The organism is Actinomadura sp. 21ATH (genome assembly GCF_041951345.1).
In the GTDB taxonomy this organism is placed as follows: domain Bacteria; phylum Actinomycetota; class Actinomycetes; order Streptosporangiales; family Streptosporangiaceae; genus Spirillospora.
Map to the genome: position 1 here is coordinate 53722 of NZ_JBGNUR010000029.1, position 9177 is coordinate 62898.

The 9177-nt window shown below is 73.3% G+C and carries 8 protein-coding genes and 1 rRNA gene; 3 read left to right on the forward strand and 6 right to left on the reverse strand.

Going from position 1 to position 9177, the window contains the following annotated elements:
- Nucleotides 1-30: 30 nt before the first annotated feature.
- The 4 genes from ACA361_RS40845 to ACA361_RS40860 form a co-directional block, all read right to left on the reverse strand.
- Nucleotides 31-1185, reverse strand: coding sequence for an acyl-CoA dehydrogenase family protein (locus ACA361_RS40845; RefSeq protein WP_375020526.1), 1155 nt, complete (start codon nucleotides 1183-1185; stop codon nucleotides 31-33).
- Nucleotides 1182-3185 carry an acetyl/propionyl/methylcrotonyl-CoA carboxylase subunit alpha gene (locus tag ACA361_RS40850; protein ID WP_375020527.1) on the reverse strand — a complete coding sequence of 668 codons (2004 nt, stop codon included), beginning with the start codon at nucleotides 3183-3185 and terminating at the stop codon, nucleotides 1182-1184. The genes ACA361_RS40845 and ACA361_RS40850 overlap by 4 nt, the downstream gene beginning before the upstream one ends.
- Before the next feature lie 22 nt (nucleotides 3186-3207).
- On the reverse strand, nucleotides 3208-4743 hold the full coding sequence (locus ACA361_RS40855) for an acyl-CoA carboxylase subunit beta (RefSeq protein WP_375020535.1): 1536 nt from the start codon (nucleotides 4741-4743) through the stop codon (nucleotides 3208-3210).
- Nucleotides 4744-4826: 83 nt separating this feature from the next.
- Nucleotides 4827-6572, reverse strand: a complete 1746-nt coding sequence (locus ACA361_RS40860; RefSeq protein ID WP_375020528.1) for an acyclic terpene utilization AtuA family protein — start codon at nucleotides 6570-6572, stop codon at nucleotides 4827-4829.
- Nucleotides 6573-6673: 101 nt separating this feature from the next.
- Here ACA361_RS40860 and ACA361_RS40865 point away from each other — a divergent pair, with 101 nt between their 5' ends.
- A complete protein-coding gene (locus ACA361_RS40865) occupies nucleotides 6674-7288 on the forward strand; it encodes a TetR/AcrR family transcriptional regulator (protein ID WP_375020529.1) in 615 nt (204 codons plus the stop codon).
- 12 nt (nucleotides 7289-7300) lie between these two features.
- Here ACA361_RS40865 and ACA361_RS40870 read toward each other — a convergent pair whose 3' ends face one another.
- Complete coding sequence (locus ACA361_RS40870) at nucleotides 7301-7966, reverse strand: metallophosphatase domain-containing protein (protein WP_375020531.1); 666 nt, start codon at nucleotides 7964-7966, stop codon at nucleotides 7301-7303.
- Nucleotides 7967-8036: 70 nt separating this feature from the next.
- Between ACA361_RS40870 and ACA361_RS40875 the strand changes: the two genes are divergently transcribed.
- Both ACA361_RS40875 and ACA361_RS40880 read left to right on the forward strand, forming a co-directional pair.
- Nucleotides 8037-8354, forward strand: coding sequence for a YciI family protein (locus ACA361_RS40875; RefSeq protein WP_375020532.1), 318 nt, complete (start codon nucleotides 8037-8039; stop codon nucleotides 8352-8354).
- Nucleotides 8355-8408: 54 nt separating this feature from the next.
- On the forward strand, nucleotides 8409-9032 hold the full coding sequence (locus ACA361_RS40880) for a dihydrofolate reductase family protein (RefSeq protein ID WP_375020533.1): 624 nt from the start codon (nucleotides 8409-8411) through the stop codon (nucleotides 9030-9032).
- 42 nt (nucleotides 9033-9074) lie between these two features.
- On the opposite strand, the gene rrf is transcribed toward ACA361_RS40880, so the two are convergent.
- A 5S ribosomal RNA gene (rrf, locus tag ACA361_RS40885) occupies nucleotides 9075-9177 on the reverse strand; the annotation flags it as partial.

Sequence of the window (9177 nt, forward strand, 5' to 3'; positions counted from 1 at the left end):
ATCTCCCTCCCGGGAGCCACCCGCCGGCGGTCAGTACGACTTGGGCAGGCCCAGGGAGTGCTGGGCGACGAAGTTGAGGATCATCTCGCGGCTGACCGGCGCGATCCGCATCAGCCGCACCACCCCGGCGAGCATGCCGACGCCGTACTCGGTGGTGAGCCCGTTGCCGCCGTGGGTCTGGATGGCCTGGTCGACGCAGTGGATCGCGGCCTCGGCGGTGGCGTACTTGGCCATGTTCGCCGCCTCGCCCGCGCCCGCGTCGTCGCCCTCGTCGTACAGCCAGGCGGCCTTCTGCCCCATCAGCCGGGCCAGCTCCAGCTCGATCTTGGCGGCGGCCAGCGGGTGCGCCAGGCCCTGGTGGGCGCCGATCGGCGTCCTGAACACCTGCCGGTCCTTGGCGTACGCGATGGCCTTGCCCAGCGCGAGCCGGCCGATCCCGGCGCCCATCGCGGCGGCCATGATCCGCTCGGGGTTGAGCCCGGCGAACAGCTGCAGCAGCCCGCCGTCCTCGTCGCCGACCAGCGCGTCGTACGGCAGCCGCACGTCGTCCAGGTGGCACACGAACTGCTTCTCCGGCGACACGATCTCCATGTCGATCGGCGTGTGGGTGAGGCCGGGCGCGTCGGTCGGGACGATCAGCAGCGACGGCCGCAGGTTGCCCTGCTGGTCGGCGCTGCGGGCCACGAACAGCACCGCGTCCGCCTCGTCCACCCCGGAGATGAACGTCTTCTGCCCGTTGAGGATCCAGCCGTCGCCGTCCCGGCGGGCGGTCGTGGTGATCCGGTGCGAGTTGGACCCGGCGTCCGGCTCGGTGATCGCGAACGCCATCTTCACCGACCCGTCGGCGAACCGCGGCAGCCAGTGCTTCTTCTGCTCCTCGGTACCGGACCGGGCGATGATCGTCGCGCAGATGGCCGGCGAGACCACCATCAGCAGCAGCGGGCAGCCCGCCGCGGCCAGCTCCTCGCACACCGCGGCCAGGTCGCCGATGCCGCCGCCCCCGCCGCCGTACTCCTCGGGCACGTTGACGCCCAGGTAGCCGAGCCGGCCGGCCTCGGCCCACAGCTCGTCGGTCTTGGCGCCGGAACGGGCCTTCTCCACATAGTAGGACGGGCCGTACTTCGCGCCCAGTTCGGCGACGGCGGCGCGCAGCGCCCGCCGCTCCTCGGTCTCGACGAAGCTCACTCGGGGGTCCCTTCGGTTTCGGGGGCGCCTGCGGGTTCGGGGGCGATGACGGCGAGGACGGCGCCGGACTCGACCTGCCGCCCGGCCGCGGCGGCCAGCTCGGCGACCACGCCGGACGCGGGGGCGGCGATGCGGTGCTCCATCTTCATCGCCTCCAGCACGACCAGGGTCTGGCCCTCGGTCACGGCGGCGCCCGGTTCGGTCTCGACGCGGACGACGGTGCCGGGCATCGGGGCCAGCAGCGACCCGGGCGCCACCAGGTCGCTCGGGTCGGCGAAGCGCGGCAGCGCGCGCAGCGCCACCGGCCCGAGCGGGGAGTGCACGTGGACGTCGTCGCGGGCGCGCCGCACCTCGAACGCGTACCGCACGCCGCCGGCCTCCAGCGTCACCGACCCGGCGGACGCCTCGATCAGCCGGACGCCGTCGTGCCCTTCGGCGTGCAGGACGCCGCCGCGCGCGATCCGGTACGCGACGTCGATCACGGTGCCGTCCGGCGCCTCGTACGACCTGCGCTGCGGCTGCGACGGCACGTTCCGCCATCCCGACGGCAGCCGGCCGAGGACGGGCGCGGCGGCGCGGTCGGCGGCGGCGCCCGCGAGCGCGGCCGCCAGCGCCGACAGCCGCACGGCGGCCGCGTCCGCCAGCGGCGCCGCGAGCACGTCCAGGCCGATCTCGTCGAGGTAGCCGGTGGTGGCGCCGCCGGCCAGGAAGACCGGCTCGGCCAGCGTGCGCGCGAGCAGGTCGCGGTTGGTGGTCACGCCGTGGACGCGTGCCGCCGCGAGCGCGGCGCGCAGCCTGCGGGCGGCGGCCGCGCGGGTGGGCCCGTACGCGATGAGCTTGGCGAGCATCGGGTCGTAGTGGACGCCGATCTCGCCGCCGCTCTCCACGCCGCTGTCCAGCCGCAGGCCGTACCCGGCGGGGGCCTCGAACTCGGCGTCGACGCCCGGCACCTCGAACGCGTGCAGCGTCCCGCTGCCGGGCCGCCACCCGGCGGCGGGGTCCTCGGCGTACAGCCGCACCTCGATGGCGTGCCCGCGCGGCTCCGGCGGCGTCGGCCCCGGCAGCGGCGCGCCCTCGGCGACCTCGATCTGCAGCCGGACCAGGTCCAGGCCGTACACGCACTCGGTCACCGGGTGCTCGACCTGGAGGCGCGTGTTGACCTCCAGGAAGTGGAAGCGGCCGTCCCCGGCGAGCATGAACTCGACCGTTCCGGCGCCGGTGTAGCCGATCGCGCGGGCCGCGTCCACGGCCGCGCGGCACAGCTCCGCGCGCAGCGCGCCGTCGACGGCGGGCGACGGCGCCTCCTCGATGATCTTCTGGTGGCGGCGCTGGACGGAGCAGTCGCGCTCGCCGAGCGCCCAGACCGTCCCGTGCGCGTCGGCCATCAGCTGGACCTCGACGTGCCGCGCGCCCTCCAGCAGCGGCTCGCAGAACACCGCCGGGTCACCGAACGCCGACTGCGCCTCCCGGCGCGCCGCCGCCACCGCCGCGGGCAGCTCGGCGAGCGTGCGGACCGGGCGCATGCCGCGCCCGCCGCCGCCCGCCGACGCCTTCACCAGGATCGGCAGGTCGGCCTCGGTGACGGCGTCCGGATCGAGCTCGCGCAGCACGGGCACGCCCGCCGCCGCCATCAGCTTCTTGGCCTCGATCTTCGAGCCCATCGCCTCGATCGCCGCGGGGGGCGGCCCCACCCAGGTCAGCCCGGCCTCGATCACCGCCCGCGCGAACGCCGCGTTCTCCGACAGGAACCCGTACCCCGGGTGGATCGCGTCCGCCCCGGCCGCCCGCGCGGCCGCGATGACCAGGTCGCCGCGCAGGTAGGTGTCGGCGGGCGCGGCGCCCGGCAGCCGCACCGCCGCGTCCGCCTCCGCCGCGTGCGGGGCGTCCGGCCCGTCGGCGTCGGAGAACACCGCGACGGTGCCGACGCCGAGGTCGCGGCAGGTCCGGAAGACGCGGCGCGCGATCTCGCCGCGGTTGGCCACCAGCAGTCTGTCGATCATTCGTTCCTCGCTCACGGGCGGCTCACATCCGGAAGACGCCGAAGCCGTCGGCGCCGCGTACGGGGGCGTTGTGCACGACCGACAGGCAGAGCCCCAGCACGGTGCGGGTGTCGCGCGGGTCGATGACGCCGTCGTCGTACAGCCGTCCCGACAGGAAGTACGGCAGCGACTCGGCCTCGATCTGGTTCTCCACCATCTCGCGCATCGCGCGGTCCTGGTCCTCGTCGTAGTCCTGCCCGCGCGCCGCCGCGGCCTGCCGGGCGACGATCGACAGCACCCCGGCGAGCTGCTGCGGCCCCATCACCGCCGACTTGGCGCTCGGCCAGGTGAACAGGAACCGCGGGTCGTACGCCCGGCCGCACATGCCGTAGTTGCCCGCCCCGTACGAGGCGCCCATGACGACCGTCAGGTGCGGCACCTTGCTGTTCGCCACCGCGTTGATCATCAGCGCGCCGTGCTTGATGATCCCCGCCTGCTCGTACTCCTTGCCGACCATGTAGCCGGTGGTGTTGTGCAGGAACAGCAGCGGCGTGTCGCTCTGGTTGGCCAGCTGGATGAACTGCGCCGCCTTCTGCGCCTCCTCGCTGAACAGCACGCCCTGCGCGTTCGCCAGGATCCCGATCGGGTAGCCGTGCAGCCGCGCCCACCCGGTCACCAGGCTCGTGCCGTACAGCGGCTTGAACTCGTCGAACTCCGAGCCGTCCACGATGCGGGCGACGACCTCGCGCGGATCGAACGGGATCTTCAGGTCCTCGGGGACGATCCCCGCCAGCTCCTCGGCGTCGTACAGCGGCTCGGGATACGCGGCGGCGGGTGCGGGGCCCTGCTTGCGGTGGTTGAGCCGGGCGACGATCCGCCGCCCGAGCCGGATCGCGTCCGCCTCGTCCACCGCCACGTGGTCGGCCAGCCCGGACGAGCGGGCGTGCATCTCCGCGCCGCCCAGCTCCTCGTCGCCGGCCTCCTCGCCGGTGGCCATCTTCACCAGCGGCGGCCCGCCGAGGAACACCTTGGCGCGCTCCTTCACCATGACAACGTGGTCGCACATGCCCGGGATGTACGCGCCGCCCGCGGTGGAGTTGCCGAACACCAGCGCGATCGTGGGGATCCCCGCCGCCGACAGCCGGGTCAGGTCGCGGAACATCCGGCCGCCCGGAATGAAGATCTCCTTCTGGGTGGGCAGGTCGGCGCCGCCGGACTCGACCAGGTTGATCACCGGCAGCCGGTTCTCGAACGCGATGTCGGTGGCCCGGAACGTCTTCTTGACCGTCCACGGATTGCTCGACCCGCCCCGCACCGTCGGATCGTTCGCGATGATCAGGCACTCGACGCCCTCGACCACCCCGATCCCGGTCACCACGCTCGCGCCGACGGGGAAGTCGCTCCCCCACGCCGCCAGCGGGCTCAGCTCCAGGAACGGCGAGTCCGGGTCGAGCAGCAGCTCGATCCGCTCCCGCGCCGGCATCTTGCCGCGCGCCCGGTGCCGCGCGACGTACTTCTCGCCGCCGCCCAGCAGCGCCTTGGCGTGCTCGTCCTCCAGTTCGCCGAGCTTGGCGAGCATGGCGGCGCGCCGCTCCGCGTACTCCGGGCCGCGCGTGTCCAGCGCGCTCTTCAGGGTCACCGCGCTCACGGTCGTGCTCGGGCTCAAAGGATCGCCTCCGGTACGTCGACGAGGCGGGACCGCAGCCACTCCCCCAGGGCCTTGCCCTGCGGATCGAACCGGGTCGACGCCGAGACTCCCTCCTGCAGCAGCCCTTCGACGACGAAGTTGACCGCGCGGAGGTCGGGCAGAAGATGGCGCGTGACGGTCAGCCCCCGCGTCTCCGGCAGGAGCGCGGTGAGCCGCTCGACGGTGAGGAACGCGGCGAGCCAGCGCCACTGCTCGCCGGTACGGGCCCACACGCCGATGTTGGCGTCACCGCCCTTGTCCCCGCTGCGGGCCCCGGCGACCCGGCCCAGCGGGACGCGCCTGGTGGGGGCGCCCGCGAAGGGGTTCGCCACGGTGAGGTCGCCCTCGAAAGGGTTCTCTACGGCTGGGGCGCCCGACGGCGTCTCTGCGGCAAGCGCCCCCGCCACCGTCCGGCGCGTGCCGTCCGGCAGCACCGCGACCTGCCGGACCTCGCCATTCGGCACGTACGCCGCCTTGTACACCCCGTACGGGCTCGCCTTCCCCGGCGGGGAGGTCATCGTGAACCCGGGGTACCCGGCCAGCGCCAGCTCCACCGCCGCGCCGCTGAACGCCCGGCCCGCCCGTTCGGGATCCGGATCCAGTACGGCGCACCGCAGCAGGGCCGTCGCCTCGCCCTGCGTCTCCGGGTCCTCCTTCGGCGTGCCGACCAGGGTCCACTCGACCTTCGCCGGCCGGGCCCCGCCCATGGCCGCTTCCAGCTGGGCGCGCGCGAAGTCCGCCTTGGCCTCGATGTCGAGGCCGGTGAGCACGAACGTCATCTCGTTCCGGTGGCCGCCGAGGTGGTTGAGGCACACCTTGGTGGTCTCGGGCGGCGGCGATCCCCTGGTCCCGCCGATCCGCACGCGGTCGGGGCCGGCGGCCTCCAGCGCGATCGTGTCGAACCACGTCGTCACGTCGGGGCCCGCGTACGCCGGACCGCCGATCTCGTACAGCAGCTGCGCCGTGACCGTCTCCACGGTGACGGCTCCGCCGGTGCCGTCGTGCTTGGTGATGACGCACGAGCCGTCCGCCTCGATCTCGGCGAGCGGGAAGCCGGTGACCGCGGCCGACGCCTTTACGTTGTAGATTTCTTGGAAGAACGCGTAGTTGCCCCCCGTGGCCTGAGCCCCGCACTCCAGCACGTGGCCCGCCACGGTCGCGCCCGCCAGCGCGTCCCAGTCGTCCCGCGCCCACCCGAACCGGGCCGCGGCCGGCCCGACGACCAGCGAGGCGTCGGTCACCCGGCCGGTCACCACGATGTCCGCCCCGGCGTCCAGGCACTCGGCGATCCCCCACGCCCCCAGGTAAGCGTTGGCGGTCAGCGGCGCCCCGTACCGCTCGTGGTGCAGCCCCAGCTCCTTCGCCCGCGGGAGCAGGTCGTCGCCCTCCACATGGGCGACCCGCACGTCCACGCCCAGCCGCTCCGCCAGCTCGCGCAGCCGGTCCGCCAGCCCGGCGGGGTTGAGCCCGCCGGCATTGGTGACGATCTTCGTCCCGCGCTCGGCGGCCAGCCCGAGGCACTCCTCCATCTGGCGCAGGAACGTCGCCGCGTACCCGGCGTCCGGGTCCTTCAGCCGCCCCCGCCCGAGGATGAGCATGGTCAGCTCGGCCAGGTAGTCCCCGGTCAGGACGTCCAGGGGCCCACCGTCGAGCATCTCCCGCACGGCCGAGAAGCGGTCGCCGTAGAAGCCCGAGGCGTTGCCGATCCGCAGCGCTGTCATGGCCTGCACACTGCCAGCCGGGCCCGAAAAAATCAATCATGCATGCTTGTTTTCTGGACGGCCGGTTGCTTGACTGGTCACTCCACCGAGCCGAGGAGACCATGCCTCCCCAGACCGCGCAGACCGCCCGCGAACCGCGCCAGGACCGCAGCCGCGCCACCCGCGCCCGGCTCCTGGAGGCCGCCATCGGCTGCCTGGCCGCCCGCGGCTGGTCCGGGACGACGGTCGCCGTCGTCGCCGAGGAGGCCGGCGTCTCCCGGGGAGCCGCCCAGCACCACTTCCGCACCCGGGAGGAACTGGTCACCGCCGCCGTCGAGTACGGCACCGAGATCCGCATGGAGCAGATGCGCGAGCACCTGGACGCCCTCACCGGCCGCCGCCCCTCCACGCTCGACGTGCTGACCCTCCTCGGCGAGATGTACACCAGCCCGCTGTTCCGCGCCGCCCTCCAGCTCTGGGTGGCCGCCAGCTCCGACGCCCAGCTCCGCGCCCAGGTCCTCCCCCTGGAGGCCAAGGTCGGCCGCGAGGCCCACCGCCTCACGGTCGAGGCCCTCGGCGCCGACGAGACCGTCCCCGGCGTCCGGGAGAGCGTCCAGGCCACCCTCGACCTCGTCCGCGGCCTCGGCCTGGCCGACCTGCTCACCGACGACGCGGCCCGCCGCTCCCGCCTCCTCCGCCAGTGGGCCGTCACCCTCGACCACGCCCTCCGCCCCTGACCGGACGGGACCTCAGCCGGAGCGCGCGGGAGGCACGACCTCGCCCGTCACGCCCGCCGGATCCAGCCGGACGACGGTGGGGCCGCGCTCGCACTCCCAGGTGGTGACGTTCGCGAACGCCGTCTCCCCGCGCCGCCAGAACCCGCCGTCCTGGTGGATGTGCCCGAACAGGTGCAGCCTCGGACGCACCTCCCGTACCCGCTCCAGCAGGTCCGCGCAGCCGTGCCGCCCGGGCGGCGCGCCCGCGTCGCCGATGCCGAGCGGAGGGCCGTGCGTGACCAGAACGTCGACCCCCTCCGGGATCATGGCCCACTTCTCCGCCAGGGAACGGCCGCGCGGCAGGTTGAACGCCCAATCGTTGAACTCCGGCTGCCACGGGCTGCCCCAGAAGCTCACCCCGTCGACCTCCGTACCGCCGTCCTCCAGGTAGCGGATGCCCCGGTCGGCCAGGACGCCGCGCGCCCGCGCAGGATCGTCGACGAACATCCGGTCGTGGTTGCCCGCGACGACGATCTTCGTCCGGTGCGGGAGGCCGCGCATCCAGTCCGCGGCGTCCCGGAGCTCTCCGAGATCCCTGCCGCGCCGGCACAGATCGCCCGCGTGCACGAGGACGTCGCCCTCGGGAACGACGAGATCATCGTGAAACGTATGGGTGTCGGCGACCGCCACGATGCGCACCCCTCGGAGGCTACCGCTCCCGATCACCAGGGGAAGCCGCCGGCGGCGCGGGCACGAGAGAATCGCGGCCATGGAACGCTCCCACGGAACACCGCGGCCGATGCACCTGCTCATCGTCGAATACACCGGTACGGAACAGGCCGCCGAACCGTACTTCCGCGACCATGCCGCCTACCTCGACCGCCACCACCGCGCCGGAACGTTCCTCGTCTCGGGCCAGACCGTCCCCACCGAACTCGGCGGCGCCATCGTCGCCCACGGCGTGGACCGCGCCGAGATCGAACGGATCACGTCCGAGGACCCCTTCGTCCAGGCCGGCGTCGCCACGTACCGCATCGTCACGATCGCCCCCGGCCGATCGCACCCGGTCCTCAAGCCGCTTCTCTGACTCCGGCCGCGAACGCGGACAGCCCACGACCTGCTTCACCACTACCGTGAACCCATGTACGTCGTCGCACACGTGGCCGTCTCCATCGACGGCGCCACCACGGGCTTCAATCCGGACATGCGCCGCTTCTACGAACTCGCGAGCACGTACAGGGAAGACGTCACGCTCGTCGGAGCCGACACGATCCTCGCCCAGGAAGAGGCCCTGGCCACGGCCCCGCAACCCGGCCCCGCACCCTCCGGGCCGCTCCTCGCCGTCGTGGACGGCCGCGGCCGTGTCAGCCAGTGGGAACCGCTCCGGAACGCGGGGCACTGGTCGGACGTGCTCGCACTCCACACGGAAACGACTCCCCCGCGCCCGCGCGACCGTTCCGTACGCGAGCTCGTCACCGGCCAGGAGCACGTGGACCTGGCCGACGCCATCAACACGCTCGGACGCGTACACGGCGCCCAGGTCATCCGGGTCGACAGCGGCGGAGCCCTCATCGGCGCCCTCCTGAAAGGGCGACTCCTGGACGAGGTGAGCCTGCTCGTTCACCCCTGCCTGGCCGGCGCCCACGCCCGCCGCTTCTGGTACGGACGAGAGCCGGCCTCGGTCGCGGACCTGGAACTCCTCACGTCCGAGTCGTTCGACGGCGGCCTCGTCCGGCTCCGCTATCGCATAAGCCCCGAGAAATGAGAAAGGCCCCGCCATCACTGGCGGGGCCTCCCCCTAATAAATGTCCGGCGGTGTCCTACTCTCCCACACAGTCTCCCATGCAGTACCATCGGCGCTGAAGGGCTTAACTTCCGGGTTCGGGATGGGACCGGGTGTTTCCCCTTCG